Origin of the sequence: Nonomuraea soli, from assembly GCF_013761175.1 — a bacterium.
GTDB lineage: Bacteria > Actinomycetota > Actinomycetes > Streptosporangiales > Streptosporangiaceae > Nonomuraea > Nonomuraea soli.
Window position 1 is genome coordinate 187,783 of record NZ_JACDUR010000009.1, and the last position, 19,685, is coordinate 207,467.

16 protein-coding genes are annotated in these 19,685 nt (G+C 72.7%); 11 read left to right on the top strand and 5 right to left on the bottom strand.

The window, feature by feature from the left end; all coding sequences use genetic code 11:
• The first annotated feature begins 14 nt into the window (after positions 1 to 14).
• From HNR30_RS39990 to fabF, 5 genes are all read left to right on the top strand, one after another.
• Positions 15 to 1,193 carry a PucR family transcriptional regulator gene (locus HNR30_RS39990; RefSeq protein ID WP_246380161.1) on the top strand — a complete coding sequence of 393 codons (1,179 nt, stop codon included), beginning with the start codon at positions 15 to 17 and terminating at the stop codon, positions 1,191 to 1,193.
• 103 nt (positions 1,194 to 1,296) lie between these two features.
• Entirely contained in the window at positions 1,297 to 2,187 is an 891-nt protein-coding gene (locus HNR30_RS39995; RefSeq protein WP_181615391.1) for an ACP S-malonyltransferase, read from the top strand.
• Entirely contained in the window at positions 2,184 to 3,140 is a 957-nt protein-coding gene (locus tag HNR30_RS40000) for a beta-ketoacyl-ACP synthase III (RefSeq protein ID WP_181615392.1), read from the top strand. Before HNR30_RS39995 ends, HNR30_RS40000 begins: the two co-directional genes overlap by 4 nt.
• A 52-nt stretch (positions 3,141 to 3,192) precedes the next feature.
• Positions 3,193 to 3,432 (top strand): acyl carrier protein, encoded by a 240-nt coding sequence (locus tag HNR30_RS40005; protein WP_181615393.1) that lies wholly within the window; start codon positions 3,193 to 3,195, stop codon positions 3,430 to 3,432.
• Positions 3,433 to 3,469: 37 nt separating this feature from the next.
• A complete protein-coding gene (gene fabF, locus HNR30_RS40010) occupies positions 3,470 to 4,702 on the top strand; it encodes a beta-ketoacyl-ACP synthase II (protein WP_181615394.1) in 1,233 nt (410 codons plus the stop codon).
• A 153-nt stretch (positions 4,703 to 4,855) separates the two neighbouring features.
• Here fabF and HNR30_RS40015 read toward each other — a convergent pair whose 3' ends face one another.
• Positions 4,856 to 5,350, bottom strand: coding sequence for a DUF3145 domain-containing protein (locus HNR30_RS40015; protein WP_181615395.1), 495 nt, complete (start codon positions 5,348 to 5,350; stop codon positions 4,856 to 4,858).
• Between the two features lie 175 nt (positions 5,351 to 5,525).
• On the opposite strand from HNR30_RS40015, the gene HNR30_RS40020 reads away from it, so the two are divergent.
• From HNR30_RS40020 to HNR30_RS50475, 4 genes are all read left to right on the top strand, one after another.
• Complete coding sequence (locus HNR30_RS40020; RefSeq protein WP_181615396.1) at positions 5,526 to 6,533, top strand: S8 family peptidase; 1,008 nt, start codon at positions 5,526 to 5,528, stop codon at positions 6,531 to 6,533.
• A 39-nt stretch (positions 6,534 to 6,572) separates the two neighbouring features.
• On the top strand, positions 6,573 to 7,100 hold the full coding sequence (locus HNR30_RS40025) for an RNA polymerase sigma factor (protein ID WP_181615397.1): 528 nt from the start codon (positions 6,573 to 6,575) through the stop codon (positions 7,098 to 7,100).
• Positions 7,097 to 7,546 carry a hypothetical protein gene (locus HNR30_RS40030; protein WP_181615398.1) on the top strand — a complete coding sequence of 150 codons (450 nt, stop codon included), beginning with the start codon at positions 7,097 to 7,099 and terminating at the stop codon, positions 7,544 to 7,546. Before HNR30_RS40025 ends, HNR30_RS40030 begins: the two co-directional genes overlap by 4 nt.
• A gap of 89 nt (positions 7,547 to 7,635) precedes the next feature.
• On the top strand, positions 7,636 to 10,449 hold the full coding sequence (locus HNR30_RS50475) for a CHAT domain-containing protein (protein WP_181615399.1): 2,814 nt from the start codon (positions 7,636 to 7,638) through the stop codon (positions 10,447 to 10,449).
• Here the strand turns inward: HNR30_RS50475 and HNR30_RS40040 are convergent.
• From HNR30_RS40040 to HNR30_RS40055, 4 genes are all read right to left on the bottom strand, one after another.
• Positions 10,389 to 11,204 (bottom strand): sulfurtransferase, encoded by an 816-nt coding sequence (locus HNR30_RS40040; protein WP_181615400.1) that lies wholly within the window; start codon positions 11,202 to 11,204, stop codon positions 10,389 to 10,391. The two genes, HNR30_RS50475 and HNR30_RS40040, sit on opposite strands and share 61 nt — an antisense overlap.
• On the bottom strand, positions 11,201 to 12,400 hold the full coding sequence (locus HNR30_RS40045; protein WP_181615401.1) for an alkaline phosphatase family protein: 1,200 nt from the start codon (positions 12,398 to 12,400) through the stop codon (positions 11,201 to 11,203). The genes HNR30_RS40040 and HNR30_RS40045 overlap by 4 nt, the downstream gene beginning before the upstream one ends.
• 38 nt (positions 12,401 to 12,438) lie before the next feature.
• The gene (locus tag HNR30_RS40050) at positions 12,439 to 13,029 is read right to left on the bottom strand and encodes a DUF5998 family protein (RefSeq protein WP_181615402.1); all 591 of its coding nucleotides are present in this window, start codon (positions 13,027 to 13,029) and stop codon (positions 12,439 to 12,441) included.
• 167 nt (positions 13,030 to 13,196) lie between these two features.
• Complete coding sequence (locus tag HNR30_RS40055) at positions 13,197 to 15,920, bottom strand: bifunctional acetate--CoA ligase family protein/GNAT family N-acetyltransferase (RefSeq protein WP_181615403.1); 2,724 nt, start codon at positions 15,918 to 15,920, stop codon at positions 13,197 to 13,199.
• A gap of 98 nt (positions 15,921 to 16,018) precedes the next feature.
• On the opposite strand from HNR30_RS40055, the gene HNR30_RS40060 reads away from it, so the two are divergent.
• Together HNR30_RS40060 and HNR30_RS40065 are read left to right on the top strand one after the other, a co-directional pair.
• Entirely contained in the window at positions 16,019 to 16,912 is an 894-nt protein-coding gene (locus HNR30_RS40060; protein WP_181615404.1) for a carbohydrate kinase family protein, read from the top strand.
• Entirely contained in the window at positions 16,913 to 19,675 is a 2,763-nt protein-coding gene (locus tag HNR30_RS40065; RefSeq protein WP_181615405.1) for an ABC transporter substrate-binding protein, read from the top strand.
• Positions 19,676 to 19,685 lie beyond the last annotated feature (10 nt).

The window sequence follows — 19,685 nt, forward strand, 5'->3', positions numbered from 1 at the left end:
GGCTTAGAGGTGTGATGGACCGGATCCGCGAGGAGACCACCCGCCGTCTCGAGCGTTCCATGGGAACGCTCGGCACGGCCGCCATGTCCCGCATGGAGGAGCAGCTGGCGTGGTTCCGCGCGCTCAGCGCCGAGGACCGCTCCTGGGTGGGCCTGGTCGCCCAGGCGGGCATCGCCGCCTTCGTGGAGTGGTTCCAGCACGCGGGCGCCGACGACGGCGGCCGGCCCAAGCCCAGCATCGGCTTCTTCGGTACGGCTCCGCGCGAGCTGAAGCGCTCGATCTCGCTCCAGCAGACCGTCGACATCATCCGCATGATCGTGGAGGTCGTCGAGGCGCAGGTCGAGGAGCTGGCCGCGCCCGACGGCCGGGTGCAGCTGGAGCAGGCGATGCTCCGCTACACCCGCGACGTCGCCTTCGCCGCCGCGCACGTCTACGCCCGCGAGGCGGAGGTGCGCGGGGCATGGGACGCCCGGCTCGAAGCGCTGATCGTCGACGCGCTGGTGCGCGGCGAGGTCGACGACGGGCTGCACTCCTGGGCGGCGGCGCTGGGCTGGACCTCCTCCCCCGTCGTGGTGATCGCCGGGCAGGCGCCCGACGACGACCCGCGCGCGGTGATCGACGCGTTCCGCGAGCGCGGCCGCCGCATCGGCCTCGACCTGCTCGCGGGCGTGCAGGCCGACCGGCTGATCGTGATCGTCGGCGGTGCGAGCGGCGAGCGCGAGGCCGCCAAGCACGTGGTGCGCCAGTTCGGGCCGGGGCCCATCGTCATCGGCCCCGAGGTGCCCGACCTGCACGCCGCCACACGCAGCGCCAGGGCGGCGATCGCCGGGCTGAAGGCCTCCAGCGGCTGGCCCGACGCCCCCCGCCCGGTCCACGCCGAGGACCTGCTGGCCGAGCGGGCCCTCGACGGCGACTCCGACGCACGCCACCAGCTCGTGGAGAACGTCTACGAGCCCCTGGCGGGCACGCCGCTGCTCGACACGCTGGCGACCTACCTGGAGCAGGGCACCTCGCTGGAGGCCACCGCGCGGCTGCTGTTCGTGCACCCGAACACGGTCAGGTACCGGCTCAAGAAGATCACCGAACTGACGGGATACCAGCCCACCGAGGGCCGCTCCGCCTTCACCCTCCAGGTGGGACTGATCCTGGGGCGGCTCGCGGAGAGCGCGGCGACATGGCGAGCTCTCACGTAATATGCCCGAAACGTAGACTGTAGGTTTCCTACAAAACTACCAGGACAAAGTTCGTACGGATCATTATCCGCGTGTTGGACTTCTACAGGGCATCGTGGAATTCGTGCTCGTCATCGTCGCGCCCGGACAGGGCGCCCAAACTCCAGGCTTCCTCGCTCCGTGGCTCGAACTTCCGGGCGTGACGGAGCGGCTTTCCGCGTGGTCGGAGATCGTCGAGCTCGACCTTGTCCACTTCGGCACCGTCGCCGACGCCGACGAGATCCGCGACACCGCCGTCGCGCAGCCGCTCCTCGTGGCCGCCTCACTCGCCGCCGCCCAGGCGCTCGGCGCCACCCCTGACGTGCTGGCCGGGCACAGCGTCGGCGAGTTCGCCGCCGCCGCCCTGGCCGGGGTGCTCACCCCCGAGCAGGCGCTGGCCCTGGTGCGCGAGCGCGGCCGGGCCATGGCCGAGGCCGCCTCCGTCACCCAGACCGGCATGACCGCCGTGCTCGGCGGCACCGACGTGCTGGAGACCCTCGACAAGCACGGACTGACCCCCGCCAACAACAACGGCGCCGGCCAGATCGTCGCCGGCGGCACGCTCGACCAGCTCGCCGCCCTGAAGGAGGAGCCGCCCACCCGCGCCAGGCTCATCCCGCTGTCGGTCGCCGGGGCCTTCCACACCGTCCACATGGCGCCCGCGGTCGAGCGCCTGCGCGCCGCCGCCGCCGAGACCCAGCCCGGCGACCCCGCCGTCACCCTGCTGTCCAACAGCGACGGCCAGGCCGTCGCGAGCGGCGCCGAGTTCGTCGAGCGCATGATCAACCAGGTCAGCAACCCGGTCCGCTGGGACCTGTGCATGGAGACCATGGCCTCGCTCGGGGTCGACCGCATGATCGAGCTGCTGCCCGGAGGCACCCTGACCGGCCTGGCCAAGCGTGGCCTGCGCGGGGTCCAGACGGTGGCACTGAAGACCCCCGACGACCTGGACGCGGCTAAGGAGCTGGTCAAGTGAGGATCCCGAACGTCGCGCCCGGAGCCAAGGTCCTGGCCTTCGGCGGCTACCAGCCTTCCACCGTCGTCACCAACGACGACCTGGCCAAGACCATGGAGACCAACGACGAGTGGATCCAGTCGCGCGTCGGCATCAAGGAGCGCCGCGTCGCCGGTCCCGAAGAGTCGCTGGCCGACATGGCCACCCAGGCCGGAGGCAAGGCCCTGGCCGCCAGCGGCCTGGCCGCCTCCGACATCGACCTGGTCATCGTCGCCACCTGCACGCCCGAATCCATGATCCCGAACGTCGCGGCCACCGTCGCGCACCGCCTGGGCATCGAGGCGCCGGGCGCGTTCGACGTCAACGCCGCCTGCGCGGGCTTCTGCTACGCGCTGGCCACCGCCTCCGCCGCCATCCGCGGAGGCTCGGCCAAGCACGTCCTGGTCGTCGGCGCAGAGAAGCTGTCGCAGTGGACCGACTGGACCGACCGCGCCACCGCGGTGATCTTCGCCGACGGCGCGGGCGCCGCGGTCGTGGGCCCCGCCGACGAGCCCGGCATCGGCCCGGTCGTGTGGGGCAGCGCGGGCGACAAGTTCGACGCCATCATCGTCAAGGACCGCAACTCCTTCCTGCACCAGGAGGGTCAGACGGTCTTCCGCTGGGCCACCACCGCGCTCGCGCCGGTGGCGCTCGAGGCGTGCGAGCGAGCCGGGGTCGACCCGAGCGAACTGGCCGCGTTCGTCCCGCACCAGGCCAACCTGCGCATCATCGAGGCGATCGCCCGCAAGCTGGGCGCCCACAACGCCGTCATCGCCCGCGATATCGTTCTGGCGGGCAACACCTCCGCCGCGTCCGTCCCGCTCGCGCTCTCTCGCATGATCGAGCGCGGTGAGGTGCAGTCCGGCGGTCTGGCGCTGCTCCTAGGCTTTGGAGCCGGCCTGACCTACGCGGGTCAGGTCATCGAGATTCCGTGACGTGTACGGCTCCGCCGTATTCAATAAACCCATCACAAGGAGAAACACCGACATGGCAGTCAGCGAGCAGGAGATCCTCGAGGGCCTCGGCAAGATCGTCAACGAGATCACCGGGATTCCGGCCAACGAGGTCACCCCGGAGAAGAGCTTCGTGGACGACCTCGACATCGACTCCCTGTCCATGGTCGAGATCGCCGTGGCCGCGCAGGACGAGTTCGGCGTCGAGATCCCCGACGACCAGCTGAAGAACCTGAAGACGGTCAAGGACGTCATCAACTTCATCAACGCCTGACCGATCCCCGTCACCTGATCAGCAAGGAGCGTTACACGTGAGTGCGAACCGGGCACGAGTCGTCGTCACCGGGCTGGGCGCGACGACGCCTGTGGGTGGAGACGTGACCTCGACCTGGTCGGCGCTCCTCGCCGGTCGGTCCGGGGTCGAGACCATCACCGACGACTGGGTCGACAGCGTCCCCGTGAAGTTCGCGGGCCTCGCCGCCGTCGACCCGGCCGAGGTGCTGCCCCGCCCCGAGGCCCGCCGCCTCGACCGCAGCGAGCAGTTCGCCCTGGTGGCCGCCCGCGAGGCCTGGGCCGACGCGGGTGCGCCCGAGGTCGCGCCCGAGCGCATGGGTGTCGTGGTCTCCAGCGGCATCGGCGGCATCGGCACCACCCTGGCCGCCTACGACACGTTCAAGGAGCGGGGCTGGAACCGCCTGTCGCCCTTCACCGTGCCGATGCTCATGCCCAACGGCCCCGCGGCCTGGATCGGCATCGAGCTCAACGCCATGGCGGGCGTGCACGCCACCGTCTCGGCCTGCGCCTCGGGCGCCGAGGCCATCGGCTACGCCATGGACATGATCCGCCTGGGCCGCGCCGACGTGGTCGTGGCCGGAGGCACCGAGGCGGCCATCCACCCGCTCAACATGGCGGCCTTCGCCGCCTCGCGGGCGATGTCCACCCGCAACGACGACCCGCAGGGCGCCTCCCGCCCGTGGCAGCCCGACCGCGACGGCTTCGTCCTCGGCGAGGGCGCGGGCATCATCGTGCTGGAGTCGGAGGAGCACGCTCGCGCCCGCGGCGCGCGCGTCTACGCCTACGTCTCCGGCGTCGGCTACTCCGCCGACGCCCACCACATCACCCAGCCCGAGCCCGACGGCCGTGGCATCACCATGGCCATGACCCATGCGATCAGCGACGCCGGTCTGACCGGGGCCGACATCAAGCACGTCAACGCGCACGGCACCTCCACCCCGGCCGGCGACGTGATCGAGGTGCAGTCGGTGAACAAGGCCATGGGCTCGCACCCGCTCGTCACCTCGACCAAGTCGATGACCGGCCACCTGCTCGGCGGAGCGGGCGGCATCGAGTCGGTCTTCACCGTCCTGGCGCTGCGCGACCGCATCGTGCCCGCGACACTGAACCTCCGCACGCCCGACGACGGCATCGACGTCGACCTCGTCTACGGCGAGAACCGGGCGCTGCCCGGGGGCGACCTCGCGGCGATCAACAACTCGTTCGGGTTCGGCGGGCACAACGTGTCGCTCGTCTTCCAGAACGCCTGACGCCCTTACGGCAGAGCCCCGCCCCGGATTCTCCGGGAGCGGGGCTTTCGTCATGTCAGGGGATGGTCGGTCCCGCCCGTCGCATGCCGCCCGTCGCATGCCATACGGGCGCATGCCGTACGGCCATGCGGTACGGCGGGCGATACGCCGGAGCTACACGGCGGCGTGCAGCCAGCGCACCGGGGCGCCGTCGCCCGCGTAGCGGAACGGCTCCAGTTCCTCGTCCCAGGCGCGGCCCAGCAGCTTGTCGAGCTCCTCCTCCAGGACGCAGCGGCCCTGCGCGGCCATCATCATGGCCGTGCGCAGCCGGTCCTCCGGGATCAGGAAGTCGCCGGTGGCGCCCACGACGGCGTGGAAGGCGCCGAGAGTCGGTGTGTAGGCGTAGCGGGAGCCGTCGACGCCGGGAGAGGCGTCCTCGGTCACCTCGAAGCGGATGCGCTGCCACCCCATGAGGGAGGAGGCGATGGCGGCGGCGATGCCGGGCCGTCCCTCCCATTCGGCCTGCGCACGCACCACGTTGGGCGCGGCAGGCTGGGGAGTCCAAGTCAGATCAACAGGCACGCCGAGAACACCCGCGACCGCCCATTCGATATGAGGGCACAGCGCGGGCTGAGCCGAGTGGACGTACAGCACGCCACGAGCAGACACCGGACCTCCCGTTTCGGTACGAGGTGCGCCTTCCCCAACGGCCTCGTCCTGGGATGATCACAAGTGACTAGGGAGAGACTACCGTCGGTCGCTATCGCGCACCAGAGGGGGGCCATACCGAGTTGTTGCGGATGTGGCACGTGACACGACGCCTGTGGCGGAAAGATACAGCTCCATGGACGTGCAAGCTGTGGGCTCGGCCCTGATCCGGTCAGGCCAGATTCTTCTCGATCGCAGTGCCGTATCCGCGGTCTCCCGATGGACCCAGGCCATCGCCGAGGCCGACGGCGTCTGCGTCGTGCGCCTGAGCCCCGGGGTCGACCCCTGCGAGCTGACGCAGGAACTGCGCGACCAGGGCTACCGCGCCTCACCCAACCACGTCCTGACCGGCCAGCCGCTCTTCTTCGGCGGCCCCGCCTCCCGCCCCTTCCCCACCGGGGAGATCAGGGCGTCGCTGGGCAGGGAACGCTCCGGCGTGCGCGTCGCCCTGCTCGACACCGGCGTGGCCGCCCACCCGTGGTGGGCCAAGAGCCGCTGGTACGGCTCGCTGGGCGAGGCCGCCGCCGACGCCGTCGAAGGCGAGCAGGCCGGCCACGGCACCTTCATCGCCGGGCTGCTGCTGCGCCGCGCGCCCGAAGCAGGGCTGCAGGTGATCCGCGTGCTCGACGGGGACGGCAGCGGCGACGAGGCGCGCCTGCTGCGCGCCCTCCACCGGCTGCGCGGCGAACGGGCTCCGCAGGTGGTCAACCTCTCCCTGGGCGGCCACACCTTCGACGACCAGCCCTCTCCGCTGCTCGCCGACGCCGTGGGCGCGCTGCCGGACACCGTCGTCGTCGCCTGCGCCGGCAACACCGCCTCCGACCGGCCGTTCTGGCCCGCCGCGCTGCCCGGCGTGATCGGCGTCGGCGCGCTCGACGCCGCGGAACAGCGCCGCGCAGCCTTCTCCGGACACGGGCCCTGGGTCGACGCGTGGGCCCGCGGCGAGTGGCTCGCCTCCAGCTTCCTGTCGACCGGTGACTTCTCCGGATACGCCACCTGGAGCGGCACCTCCTTCGCCGCCGCCCTGGTCAGCGGCGCGATCGCCGCGGGCGCGGCCGACGCGCCCGTCCGTGAAGCGGCCGCGGCCGTGCTCGGCGACCGGCAAATTCCCGATCTGGGCGCTCTCGTCACGGCACGGCTGTAGAGTTTACGCTCAGTCCTCGTCCAACCACGAGGAGGCAACATGAGCGATGCGGCCCTGCTGCTCAAAGCCGCGGCGGATGGCGAGGATTCCGCGTGGTGCGAGCTCACGGCCCTGTACGGGCCGCGCATGTGGGCTGCCGCGCGCTCATGCGGACTGGGCGACAGTGACGCCGCTGACGCGGTTCAAGGCGCCTGGCTCCGACTCCTGGAGAACCTCGAGCACATCAGGGAGCCACAGGCCCTGGGTGCATGGCTGGCCACGACAGCCAGGCGTGAGGCTCTCCAGATCATCAGGCGGGAACCCGTCGCGGTCCCCGCCCTCCACCCGCCATTCGAATCCGACCCGGAATCGGCTTTCCTCGAGGCCGATTCGGTTCGTCTGCTCTGGCAGCTGGTCACCAGGCTGCCCGAGCCATGCCGCACGTTGCTGGTCCTCATCTCGTCCGAGGTGGGCTACCAGCAGGTCGCCGTGCGCATGGGCATGCCGCTCGGCAGCATCGGCCCAACCCGGGGCCGGTGCCTCAGGAAACTGCGCACCCTGATCTCTCTCGAGGAAATGGTGCAATGATCAACGACGAATACCTGCTGGCCGCCCTCCGGCTAGGGTCAGGACTGGACCCGATCCCCCCTCACGTCTCGGCCGCGGCACGTGAGGCTTACTCGCTGAGGATGTCCGGCGCGATCACCGCCTCGCCCGTCGAATGCGTCGCCACCAGCGGCGTCCGCGACAGCTCCGGCGGACCTCGCCTGGTCCGCTTCGCCACCGCCGAACTGGCCTTCGACGTGGAGGTCACCGTCGGCGACGGTCTCATCGACCTGGCCGGCCAGGTCACGCCGTGTCCTGGGGAGGGCTCCTTCATCGACATCCGCACCCTCCAGCTGATCGTGCGCCGCGAGGTGGGGCGCACCGGCCAGTTCGCCGCCACCGGGCTGCCGCCCGGGTGGTTCAGCCTCGTCTGTCATCGGCCCGGGTGCCGTCCGATTGTCACGCGATGGCTGAGGATCAGGTCCTAGGCGGCCACGAGCCGGGCGGGCCTCGCCCCGCCCGGCTCCCCTCCGGGGGCTCCGGAGGAGACGGCCGGGCCCACGGGGGTGGCCGGAAGGTGCTCGGAGGTCGAGGGCCTGTCGCCGGGGGCGAGGCCGACGCGGTCACCGACGACGAGGCCCACGCTGCCGCGGTTGCGCTCGCGGAGCAGGCCCGCGCCGACGAGGGCGCCGAGGCGGTGGAGGACAGCTGGCTGGTCGAGGACGGGTGGACGGTCGACGACGCCGGTCCGCCTGAGTCCCTGGTCGGCGCCGCAGAGGAGGCGGTGCTGCAATGCGCGGTCAACCCCGGCCGGGCGCTGGCCGCCGGGCGCAAGGTCCTGGCGGCTGCCGAGCACCTGGCCGGAACGCCGCGGCACAACGTGTTCGCCCGCCCGCGTCCGGGCCAGCTCCCTGCGGGCTTCTCCCCCGCACCCCCGTGGACCCCTCCCAACGACGCACCCGACGGCACCGATGCCCGGAACACACCACCCGGCATCGCGCGGAAGCGGGCGACCCTCCAGCGGGACGCGACGGCCGACCACGGTGACGTCGCGGCCGAGGCGGCGGCGGTGGCGTTGAGGGCGATGGCCCTGGCCGCTCGTGAGCTGGGCGATCTGCCCATGGCCGAGCACTGTCTGCGCCGCGCCATCGCCACCCCCGGCGCCCCACGGGGCAGGGTCGCCCAGGCCAGGCTCTCTCTCGTCACGGTCCGCACCGAGCGCGGCCACCCCCTGCAGGCCCTGCGCATCGCCGCCCAGGCCTACGCCTACCTCGGCCCCGTCGACCGGGCCAAGCTGGAGACCCAGCGCGCGGTCGCCCTGGCCAGGCTGGGCCGTTTCCACGAGGCGGGCGCGGCCTGCGAGCGGGCGATCGAGGTCCTGGCCGTCACCCAGGGCAGCGTCGACGACCTGCGTTTCCTGGCGGGAGGCCTGCTGAACAGGGGCCTGATCAGGGCCTACCGCGCCGAGTGGGCGGGCGCGATGCACGACGTCATGACATGTCTGGACATGGCGAGAAACGCCGGGCTCGACCACCTGGTCCGCCTGGCCGCCGCGAACCTGCCCTTCCTGGCCGTACGGCAGGGCGACATCGCCGGCGCCTTCGCCCACTACCAGCAGTCGGAAGACACCCTGTTCGGCTTCACCGAGCGCCTTGCCACGATGCGCACCGACTTCGCCGACGCCCTGCTCGCCTCCCACCTGCCCGGCGAGGCCGCCCAGGTGCTCACCCTGGCGGTGCCGGAGCTGGAGGCGGCGGGCGCCAGGGCCGCCCTGGCCGAGGCCCGGCTGAAGCTGGCCAGGGTGCACCTGCTGATGGGCGACCACGCGCAGGCGCTGGAGGCGGCGGAACGTGCCGCGGCCGACCTGTCGGAGCAGGACCGCGCGGGGTGGGCGCCGGTGATCGCCGAGATCCGGTTACGCGCCCGCCTGGCCGGAGGCGAGGCGGGCGCGGCCATGGTCGCCGAGATGATCGAGGCCGCCGACGCCTGCGAGCGCGAGGCCTCCGTGACCGCCTGCGCCCAGTCGCTGCGGCTGCTGGCGGTGGAGACGGCTCTGGAGGCGGGCGACGACTCGACCGTGAGCCGCCAGCTGGCCCGCCTGACCGCGCACCGGCCGCGCCCCGGCGATCCCGTCGTCGTCCATCATCATGCTCTCGCTCTGGACGCGCTCATCGACGGCGACCACGCCCTGGCCCACCAGGCGGTCATCGACGGCCTGACCAGCGCGGGCGAGCGTGCCGTACAGTTCCAGGACCCCTCGGTCCGGGTCAACACCGCGCGGGCCGGCGAGCGGCTGGCCGCGTTCGGGCTGCGCCTGGCCGTGCTGCGGGGCTGCGCGGAGCAGGTGTACGGCTGGGCGGAACGCTGGCGCTCCGTGGTCACCTCCGGGCGCCCGCACCTGCTGCCCCTGGAGCGGCTTCGCGCGCGGCTGGAGGGCAGGGCGCTGGTCGAGTACGTGGTCGACGGCGACGACCTGCTGGCCGTGACCGTCACCGGCCGAGGTGCCGCACTTCACCACCTGGGCGGCGTACGGCAGGCGGCAGAGGCCGTCACCCGGCTGCGATACTCCCTGCGCCGCGCCCACCTCCAGGACGCCGGGGCGGGGCTGGATCCGTCGGAGCTGGAGAGCCTCATCCTGCTGCCTCTCGCCGAAGCGCTCGGCGATCGTCCGCTCGTGGTGGTGCCCTCCGGCCCGCTGCACAACGTGCCGTGGGCCGCTCTGCCGTACCTGAGGGGACGGCCGGTCAGCGTCACACCCAGCGCCCGCGCCTGGGGCACGGCCGCACGGGACACGGGCCCGGCCGGGGGCACGCCGTTGGTGGTCGCCGCGGCGGGGCCCGGCCTGGAGCACGCGGAGGCGGAGGTGAAGGCCATCCTGGCCTGCCACGCACGGGCCGAACGGGTGCCGGCGCGCGGAGCGAACCTGCTCGCGGCCCTGGACCGGGCCGACGTGCTGCACCTGGCCGCGCACGGCACCTTCCAGGCGCGCAGCCCGCTGCTGTCGAGCCTGCTTCTGGACGACGGCCCGCTGATGGCCTACGACCTGCTGCGCGTGCGGCGCCCGCCGAGCCTGGTGGTGTTGTCGGCGTGCGAGTCGGGCATGGCGCACGTGCCCGCGGAGGGCGCGCCGCTCGGCCTCGCCGGGATGTTCCTGGCCAGAGGGACGACGTGTGTGGTGGCCGGGCTGGTGCCGGTGCCCGACGCCGAAACGGCCGCGCTGATGGGCCTCTTCCACCGCCTGCTCGCCGATGGCGACCCGCCCGAGCGGGCCCTGACGGCGGCGGTGGCCGCGACCGGGGCCCGGGGGTTCGTCTGCTTCGGCGCGGGCGATCAGCCGGTCTCGACCGGGCGGCCGGGGTCGGCCGACCAGTTGGACCACGAGCCGACGTAGAGGGCGCCGGGCAGCCCGGCCAGGTGCAGGGCGAGCAGTTCGTGCGCGGCGGTCACGCCGGAGCCGCAGTAGGCGCCCGTCTCCACCCCGTCGGCCACGCCCAGCGCCTCGAAGCGGGCGCGCAGCTCGGCGGCGGGCAGGAACGTGCCTCGCGGGGTGAGGTTCTCGGTGGTGGGAGCGCTGACCGCGCCGGGCACGTGGCCCGCGCGCGGGTCGATCGGCTCGACCTCGCCCCGGTATCGTTCGCCCGCGCGGGCGTCGAGGAGCACGCCGCGCCGTGCCAGCGCCGCCGCCTCGTCGGCGTCGAGGATCGGCAGGTGGCCGGGCGAGGCCACGAAGTCGCCCGGCTCGGCGGGGCCCGGCTCCTCCTTGGTGACCGGCCGCCCGCTGTCGGCCCACGCCTGCAGGCCGCCGTCGAGCACCCGGACGTCGTCGAAGCCGAAGTAGCGCAGCGTCCACCAGATGCGCGCGGCGATCGTGGAGCCCGCGTCGTCGTAGGCGACCACAGGCCTGCCCCGGCTCACGCCCAGGCGCCGCATGCTCTCCTGGAAGGCCGCCGTGTCGGGCAGCGGGTGGCGTCCGGCCGGACCGGCGGCCGACGACAGATCCTGCTCCAGGTCGCAGTAGCGTGCTCCCGGCAGGTGCCCTTCGCGGTAGAACTGCACGCCGGGCGGGCCGCCCAGCCGCGAACGCACGTCGAGCAGGGTGACGTGCTCGAGTGCGGCCAGCTCGTCCGCGGTGATCAGGGCGTTCATCTCGTACTCACTTCCAGAAGCGGGACGTTCTGCTCCAAGGCGGTCATGGAGCCGTGGTAACCGGTGAAGATCGCCTCCAGCTTGCCACTGCGCGAGGCGATCACGGCCACATCGGCGTACGGCACGGCGATCACGTCGCCGATGCGGCCCAGCCACGAGGAACGCACGCGGGGGCCGAACCACCCGGAGTCGACGGCCTCCTGCCTGGAGACCACCCAGGCCAGGCCGTCGAGACGCGCCCGCCAGGCGGCCAGCACCTCCTCGGCCGCACCCAGCGCGGTGTAGACGTGGCGGGCACGGGCGTCGCCGCCCACCATGGCCACGCCCGGCGTCAGCACCGGGTCGGTCTCGGCGTCGATCTTCTCGGTGGCGTTGACCATGCCGTGGTCGGCGGTGATGTACAGGGCCGAACCGGGCGGCAGCGCCTCGGCCAGGCGCTCGGCCATGCGGTCGACGATCGCCAGCTGGTCGAGCCATTCCGGACTCCCCCAGCCGCACAGGTGGCCGGTGGAGTCGAGGTCGCCGTAGTAGACGGTGACGTGGGCGCGCGGCTCGGCCAGGGCGGCGGCGACCGCGGCGACGCGCTCGTCGACCGTGTCGGCGGGCAGGTAGCGGGCTCCGCGGTAGACCGCGTCGGTCAGGCCACTGCCCTCGAACTGGGCGGGACCGACGTAGGAGGCGGGCACTCCGGCGGCGACGGCCCGCTGGTAGACGGTCGGGGCGGGCTGCCACTGCATCGGGTCCATGCGCATGCCGCCGGGCAGGGTCCAGCGCAGGCAGTTGAACAGGTGGCCCGCGCCGGGAACGGCCAGGACCATGCCGACCATGCCGTGCTCGCCCGGGGACAGGCCGGTGCCGAGGGAGCACAGGCTGGTCACCGTCGTCGCGGGGAAACCCGCGCTCAGCGTGCGCCGTGCCGTACCGGCCAGGAAGGGCGCGCGGCCGGCATGGGCCAGCAGCAGGTCGGCGCCCAGGCCGTCGACGACGAACAGGCACACCCGGTCGGCGGGCTCCAGGCCGAGGGAGTTGGGCCCTGGCAGGCCGAGCGCGGCCAGCAGCGAACCCGGCAGGTCGGACAACGCCGAACCGCCGTAACCGGGCAGCACCGGAGCCTGCGCGGCCGAGGCGCCGGCTCCGGACGTCGCCGGGGTGTGTGCGGACGAATCGCCCGCGGCGGGCAGCACGGGGTCGCTCATGGAACCTCCGGGGTCACGAGCAGGGGGTACGGCAGGCGTCAGGTGGCCGCGCGGGCGGTGGCCTCGGAGAGCGACTTGGCGAAGGCCAGGACGTGCTGCACGGCCTCGGGACCGTCGGCGGCCTCGCTCACCCGCAGCGACAGGTCGTCGGCGGTGATCGCCCCGGTGTAGCCGTGGTCGGCCTCGCAGTTCTCGTCGCCGCAGGTGGCGGGCTCGAGGTCGACGTGCGCGATGGCGCCCCAGCCGATGGTCAGGGTCACCTCCGTCGGCGCGACGCCGGGAGCGTAGGAGGCAGGGTCGGGCACCACACGCGTGACGGCGACGGACTGGATGCGGCTGAGCCGCACGGCCTCGGTCGTCGTGGAGGCGTGGGAGGCGGAGACGCCCTCGACGGCGGGATGCTCGTCGGTGTGGCACACCAGCAGCCGCCCGGCGGTCAGGACCAGCACGGTGACGTGCCTGCGCACTTCCATGGCCGGGTCGAAGGTGGCTTCGTGGTGGACGACGAAGGCGGTCACGGCCTCCTTGCCCAGCGCGGACTCGACCGCATCGGTGACGAGGTCGGGGTAGTAGCCGCTGCGCTCGATCGCTTCACGCAGGCCCGCGGCTGAGACTCGGGTTTCCCTCATGGGTCCATCCTGCCAGGGAGAGGGCGCTGGCTCACACTGCCGACCTAAAATCCTGACATATCACCACATAAGTCGTGTTACCGCAGTTCGCGGGGCTGTTCGTCGCCGGGCTCGACCCCATTCCTCCCCTTGGTCCACGTGCAGGAAAGCTCCTTTTCGCTTTGTGCTCACAGCAGACGGCGCGGGCCGCCGTCGAGCCGGGGGCCCTCGGGTGTACGGAGCACCGCGCGGGCGCCCAGCACGATCACCTCCGACTCCCCCACCAGCACCTGGTCCAGGTCCAGGCGGGCGATCTCCGGCAGGTCGTGGGCGAGCCTGCCCACCCGCACCAGCAGGTCCTCCAGCGCGTCCACCGCGACGGGCGGGTAGCCGTACTGTCCGAACAGCAGCGGGGCGGCGCGCACCGAGCGGACAAGCTCGGCCGCGTCCCTCCTGGTCAGGGGCGCCAGGCGGAACCCCTCGTCGGCCAGCAGCCGCGCGGTCACCTCGCCGAGGCCGAAGGAGAGCACCGGGCCGAAGGCCGGGTCCTCCACCACGCTCACGACCGTGGGGACGGCGGGCTGGGGAGCCATCTTCTGGACGGCCAGCGGCACCTCGGCGCCGAAGCGGGCGACCAGGTCGGTGTAGGCGTGCCGTACGCTCTCGGCTCCCGCCAGGCCCAGCCGTACGGTGCCCGCCATGCGCGAGGCGCCGGGGTCGGCGACCTTGAGCACGACGGGCCAGCCCAGGCGCTCGCCCTCGAACGCGGCCTCCTCGGCGGATCCGACCAGCTCGGCGGGCCACACGGTCAGGCCGTAGCAGGCGAGCAACTCGGCGGCGTCGAGCTCGACCACCGCGCCGGCCCCGGCCCCGCCATCGAGCGCAGCGGCGTCGGGTGAGGCGGCGTCGGGTGAGGAAGCCTCAGGGGCGGTGCTCGTGTCGTGGGTGGTGAGGGCCGATTCGACGAGGGCGCGGGCACGTTCGGCGTCGGTGCCCTCCAGCTCCGGCGGGATCTCGGCAGGCCGCTCGCGCCACGCCGCGTACCCCACCGCCCTGGCCAGCGCCCGCACCGCCTCCTCGGGCGCCGCGTAGGACGGGATCGGCGCCAGCTTCTCGCGCATCCCCAGATGGCCCTCGAAGGTCGCCATCACCGGCTTGCCCGAGCCCGCCGCCACCTCCGCCAGCGCGGCGGCCACCTCGTCGGAGGCGCCGGGAAGCGGCGGCATGTAGATCACCACCGCCGCGTCGACCTCGGGCAGCACGCCCGCCAGTGCCGTACCGAACTCCTCCGCGCCCGCCGCCGCGCCCAGGTTGACCGGGTCGCGCGGCTCCAGCCCCGCGCCCGCGCACGCGTCGACCGCGAGCAGCCCCAGCGCGTCGGAGTTGGTCACGAGCCCCACCCTGGGCCCCTTCGGCAGCGGCTGGTGGGCGAGCAACTGGCCGACGTCGAAGAGCTGGATGAGGTCGTCGACCCTGATCACCCCCGCCTGCTCGAACAGCGAGCTGACGGCCGAGTCGGGCAGGCCCAGCTCGGTGGCGGAGTGCGCGGTCGGCATGCCCAGGCTCTTGACCACCACGATCGGCTTGCGCTTGGAGATGCGCCTGGCCAGGCGGGTGAACTTGCGCGGATTGCCCAGCGACTCGAGGTAGAGCAGGATCACCTCGGTGGCCGGGTCCTCCTCCCAGTACTGCAGCAGGTCGTTGCCGGAGACGTCGGCGCGGTTGCCGGCGCTCACGAAGCTGGAGATGCCCATGCCGCGCTGCGCCACCCGCTGCAGCAGGGCGGTGCCCAGGGCGCCCGACTGGCTGAAGAAGCCCACCCTCCCCCGGCCCGGCACGGTGGCCGCGAGCGTGGCGTTCAGCCGTACGGCGGGGTCGGTGTTGGCGATGCCCAGGCAGTTGGGCCCCACCACGCGCAGGCCGTACGCCCTGGCCAGGGAGGCCAGCTCGTCCTGGCGTTCCTTGCCCGCGGTGCCGGTCTCGCCGAATCCCGAGGAGACGACGACCAGGCCGTGCACCCCCTTCTCCGCGCACTCCTTGACGACGTCGATCACGCTGTCGGCGGGAACCGCGACGACGGCCAGGTCCACCTGGTCCTCGATCGCGGTGATGCTCGGATAGGCCCGCACGCCCGCCACCGCCCGCACCTCGCGGTGGACCGGGTAGACGGGTCCGGTGAAGTCAGCGCCCAGCAGGTTGCGCAGCACGGCCTGGCCGACGCCGCCGGGCTCGCGGGAGGCGCCGATCACCGCGACGCTGCCGGGCGTCAGCAGCCGCGCGATCGAGCGGGCCTCGGCCCGGTGCTCGCGCGCCGTGGTCACCTCGGTGGAGGTCTCGGTCGGCGTCAGGTCGAGGATCATGCGGACCACGCCGTCGGCGAAGCGGCTCTGCGCGGTGTACCCCGCCTGGCGCAGCACCGCCATCATCTTCATGTTCGCCGGCAGGACGTCGGCGACGAACCGTTCGATGTCGTTGTCGCGGGCGGTGGCCGCCAGGTGCTCCAGCAGGACGCTCGCCACGCCGCGGCCCTGGTGGGCGTCCTCGACGAGGAAGGCCACCTCGGCCTCTCCCGCCTCGATGCGGTCGTAGCGGATGACCGCCACCATCTCCTCACCGATGGTGGCGATCAGCGCGACCCGGTCGGTGTAGTCGACGTTGGTGAACCAGGTCACCTCGCGGTCGGTGAGCTTGGGGCGCGGGCCGAAGAACCTGAAGTAGATCGACTCGTCCGACAGCCGGGAGTAGAAGGACCTGAGCAGGTCGGCGTCGTGCGGGCGGATCGGCCGCACGTGAGCCGTGCCGCCGTCGGCCAGTACGACGTCGGCCTCCCAATGGGCCGGATATTGCGTCTCCACAGTCCCGAGCGTACTTCCGAGCCTCACCAGGGGCGCCGGTGGGCAACGCTTGTGCATCGACTCCATCGCCGAACTGGTTCTCCAGCCCACGAGCAGGCCGGAAGCTGTTAGTTTTTCCCTGGCCAGGCTCGTTCTTGAACCAAGGTGGTGGCATCATGACGCGGGTCGTCGTGGTGGGCGATCTCATGACCGACGCGGTCGCGCGCGCCCGGTATGCGCTTGCCCGAGCCAGTGACACGCCGGCGACGGTCACGATGCACGGTGGCGGCTCCGGGGCCAACATCGCCTCGTGGCTGGCGGTCGAAGGCTCCGAGGTGGCCTTCATCGGCCGCCGCGGCGCCGACATCACTGGGCGAAATCGTGACATGGAACTCATGGGCTACGGCGTCGACGCCCGGCTCGTCATGGATCCCGAACGCCCGACCGGCACCTGTGTCGTGCTGGTCACCCACAAGGGCGAGCGCACCCAGCTCTCCGACCCGGGCGCCAACGCCGCCCTGTCGCCGGAGGACCTGCCGCGCGACCTGTTCTCCCAGGGCTCGCACCTTCACCTGTCCGGCTACACGCTGATGAACGAAGGTTCGCGCGAAGCCGGGCTGACGGCGCTCGAGATGGCCCGCCGCACCGGCATGTCGATCTCGGTCGACTGCGCCTCGACCGCTCCGCTGGAGCGCACCGGCGCCGAGCCGTTCCTGGAGTGGACCAACGGCGCCAAGCTGCTGTTCGCCAACGCCGACCAGGCCAAGGTGCTCACCGGCCGCGACGATCCCGCCGCGGCCGCCAAGGTGCTCACCGCCTGGTTCCCGCAGGTCGTCATCAAGCTCAACAAGGAAGGCGCGCTCTGGTTCACCAACGGCCGCCCGGAGCCCGTGCGGGTGCCGGCCGAGCCGGTCGAGCGCGTGGTCGACGGCACCGGAGCCGGTGACGCCTTCGTGGCGGGCATGCTGCCGCTGTGGCTGGAGGGCAAGCCTCCGGCCGAGTCGCTGGCGGCCGGCTGCCACTTGGCGTCCAAGGCCATCAGTCACCTCGGCGCCCGTCCGCGCCTGTAGGTGCGTCCCTTACGCAGCGGCGACCCCGTCGCGGTCAACGACTACCCTCTGACCGGCTTTCTCGGCGAGGGTGGTCAGGGCAGCGTGTACGCCGGAGTCGCCTCCAGCGGGCAGCGGGTCGCCATCAAGATCCTGCACGCCCGCTTCGCGGACGACCCCCAGGCGCTGCGCCGCTTCCGCCGCGAGGCCGAGGCCACGCGGCGGGTGGGCGAGTTCTGTACGGCACGCGTGCTCGAGATCGGCGACTGGCAGCAGCGGCCGTACATCGTCAGCGAGTTCGTCGACGGGCCCTCGCTGCAGGCCCACGGCCCCCTGACCGGCACGGCGCTCATGAGGCTGGCCGTGACCACCGCCCAGGCGCTCGTCGCCATCCACCGGGCCGGGGTCGTGCACCGCGACTTCAAGCCGTCGAACGTGCTGCTGGCGGCGGAGGGCCCGAGGGTCATCGACTTCGGCATCGCCCGCGCGCTCGACGTCAGCCACTCGCTCACCTCCAGCGTGATCGGCACGCCCGCGTACATGTCGCCCGAGCAGTTCCACGGGGAGAGCGGGCCGCCGGGCGACGTCTTCGCGTGGGCGGGCACGATCGTCTTCGCCGCCACCGGGCGGCCCGCCTTCGGGACCGGGGCGTTGCCGGTGGTGATGCACCGCATCCTCGCCTACGAGCCGGACCTGGGCGGGGTGCCCGGGGAGCTCGCCGGGCTGCTGCGGGCGGCGCTTCACAAGGATCCGGGGATGCGGCCCACGGCGGAGCAGCTCGTGCAGGAACTGCTCCGCGCAGGCCCGCCACCGGCCGCGTTCACCGCAGGCCCGCCACCTCCTCCGGCCCCGTCCCCCCTCGGCCACAGCGCGCCTCCCTCAGCGCCGTCGCTTCCGAACCCCGGCTCGCCTTCCTCCGGCCCATCGCCGATCGGCCCCGGCGGGCCGCACCCTGCGGCGCCCACCCCCGGCATGGGCCGGTACCCGGCGCCCGCTCCTCACACCCCCGTCACCCGGCCCGCGGGCAACGGCGTGCGCGCGGCCGTGGCCGCCGCCGGGGCCGTCATCCTCGCGGCGGTCATCGGGGTCGCCGTCTGGCTCTGGCCCGGCATCGAGCGCCAGCTGCTCGCGGGAGGCGGCCAGGACCCGGCCACGACGTCGGCGGGCGCCTCGACCCCCACCCCGGCGACCACCGGCAAGGCCTCCGCCTTCACCGCGATCGTCAACCCGTCGACCGCCAGGGGCGGCACCCTGCGCGCCGCCTTCCCCAAGCCCGACTCCCTGGATCCGGGCAACACCTACGACTCCCACGTCTGGAACCTGGTCCGCCTCTACGGCCGCTCGCTGACCATGTTCCGCCCCGAACCGGGCGTGCGCGGCACCGAGGTCGTCCCCGACCTGGCCGAGTCGCTGGGCACGCCGGGCGACGACGCGAAGACCTGGACCTACAAGATCCGCCAGGGCCTGAAGTTCCAGGACGGCACCCCCATCACCGCCGCCGACGTGAAGTACGCCGTGCTCCGCAGCATGGACCGCGAGGTCCTGCAGAGCGGCCCGTCGACCCTGCAGTTCCTGCTCGACCTGCCCGGCGACTACTCGGGCCCGGCCAAGTCCGGCGCCGACGGCGACCGCGCCGTCCTGACGCCCGACGACCGCACCATCGTCTTCAAGCTCAAGGCGCCCTTCTCCGGCTTCGACAAGGTCATGACCCTGCCGGTGACCGTCCCGGTCCCGAAGTCGGCCGACCGGGGCGCCCGGTATCGCGACCAGGTCGTCTCGTCGGGTCCTTACATGTTCTCAGGCGAGGTCACGGACACCGCCCTGACGCTGGTCCGCAACCCTCACTGGGACCCGGCCACCGACCCCGTGCGCAAGGCGCTGCCCGACCGCTACGAGGTCGGCTTCCTGGAGCCGGGCGCCGATGCGCAGCCCAAGCTGGAGGGGGGCGACCTGGAGTACGGGCCGTCCCCGGCCGAGACCGGGAGGATCACCTCGTCGTCCGACCTGCGTGCCCGCAGCGACGAGAGCGCGACCACCCTGCTGAACGCGCTCTACCTCAACCCTCGGATCAAGCCGCTCGACGATCCGGACTGCCGCAAGGCGATCTTCACCGCCGTCGACAGGACCATGCTCCTGCGTGCCTACGGCGACGCCGACCCCGCGGCGACGCTGCTGCCTCCGGTCGTCGCCGGCCACCGCGAGCACGGCCTGTACCCGACGGGCGCGCCGGACCAGGCCAAGACCCGCGCCCACCTGTCCGCCTGCGACAAGTCCAGCGGCTTCCCGCTGACCCTCCTGGCCCGCTCCGACCGCCCGGCGGAGCTGGCCGCGGCCGAGGTCGTCGAGCAGTCGCTCTCCCCCTTCGGCATCGAGATCACGGTGAAGCAGGTGAGCACGGCCGACTTCTACGCCAAGTATTCGGGCAAGCCCGACGCGCTCACCTCGGACCGGATCGGCCTGGTGTCGAGGCCCTGGGTGCCCGACTACGCCGACGCCGAGGCGTTCCTGGCGCCGCTGGTGGACGGGAGGGTGGCGAGCGGTTTCAACCTCAACGTGGACTCGGCCGAGGTCGACTCCCTGATCGACCAGGCCAACCGGGAGCTCGATCAGGGGAGGCGGGCGCAGTTGTGGGGTGAGGTGGACCGGGTGGTGATGGAGGAGGCGCTCATCCTGCCCACGGGGTGGCGGCGGGCGGTCCTGCTGCGGGGGGTCAAGGCGACGAACGTGCACGTCAATCCCCATCTTCAGCTCTACGACCTGCTGAACATGGGGGTCGCCGGATAGGTGTCGTGCG

What these genes read in the sequence shown, in the direction of transcription:
- HNR30_RS40030 (WP_181615398.1), top strand. Translation starts at nt 7,097, where the DNA reads ATGATCAACGACGAATACCTGCTGGCCGCCCTCCGGCTAGGGTCAGGA.
- HNR30_RS40050 (WP_181615402.1), bottom strand. Translation starts at nt 13,029, where the DNA reads ATGAGGGAAACCCGAGTCTCAGCCGCGGGCCTGCGTGAAGCGATCGAG.
- HNR30_RS40025 (WP_181615397.1), top strand. Translation starts at nt 6,573, where the DNA reads ATGAGCGATGCGGCCCTGCTGCTCAAAGCCGCGGCGGATGGCGAGGAT.
- HNR30_RS39990 (WP_246380161.1), top strand. Translation starts at nt 15, where the DNA reads ATGGACCGGATCCGCGAGGAGACCACCCGCCGTCTCGAGCGTTCCATG.
- HNR30_RS40040 (WP_181615400.1), bottom strand. Translation starts at nt 11,204, where the DNA reads ATGAACGCCCTGATCACCGCGGACGAGCTGGCCGCACTCGAGCACGTC.
- HNR30_RS40045 (WP_181615401.1), bottom strand. Translation starts at nt 12,400, where the DNA reads ATGAGCGACCCCGTGCTGCCCGCCGCGGGCGATTCGTCCGCACACACC.
- HNR30_RS40005 (WP_181615393.1), top strand. Translation starts at nt 3,193, where the DNA reads ATGGCAGTCAGCGAGCAGGAGATCCTCGAGGGCCTCGGCAAGATCGTC.
- HNR30_RS40055 (WP_181615403.1), bottom strand. Translation starts at nt 15,920, where the DNA reads ATGCACAAGCGTTGCCCACCGGCGCCCCTGGTGAGGCTCGGAAGTACG.
- HNR30_RS40060 (WP_181615404.1), top strand. Translation starts at nt 16,019, where the DNA reads ATGACGCGGGTCGTCGTGGTGGGCGATCTCATGACCGACGCGGTCGCG.
- HNR30_RS40020 (WP_181615396.1), top strand. Translation starts at nt 5,526, where the DNA reads ATGGACGTGCAAGCTGTGGGCTCGGCCCTGATCCGGTCAGGCCAGATT.